Source organism: Micromonospora sp. URMC 105, from assembly GCF_051386295.1.
Lineage (GTDB): Bacteria > Actinomycetota > Actinomycetes > Mycobacteriales > Micromonosporaceae > Micromonospora.
Window position 1 is genome coordinate 1 of the sequence record NZ_JBPQTL010000249.1, and the last position, 258, is coordinate 258.

Below are 258 nucleotides of genomic sequence, written 5' to 3' on the forward strand. Positions count from 1 at the left end.
GTCCTGGAGACCGCCCTGCGGCTCGCCCCGCACGCCGGCGAGGTCCGCAACCGGGTGCGCTTCGCCTTCTGGGGCGCGGAGGAGGAGGGGATGATCGGCTCGGGCCACTACGTCGACGGGCTGAGCGAGCGGGAGCGCCGGGAGACCGCGCTCGTCCTCAACTTCGAGACCATCGCCTCGCCCAACTACGCCCGCATGGTCTACCACGGCACCGGCACCGTGCCGCCCGGCACCGACACCGTCGAGAAGGTCTTCACC

General features: G+C 72.1%; 1 protein-coding gene. It reads left to right on the forward strand.

Translation table 11 applies throughout. The annotated features are described in order from the left end of the window. Positions 1–258 (forward strand): M28 family peptidase (locus ACSNN7_RS29170; RefSeq protein WP_436684240.1); only part of this gene is annotated, 258 nt, incomplete at both ends.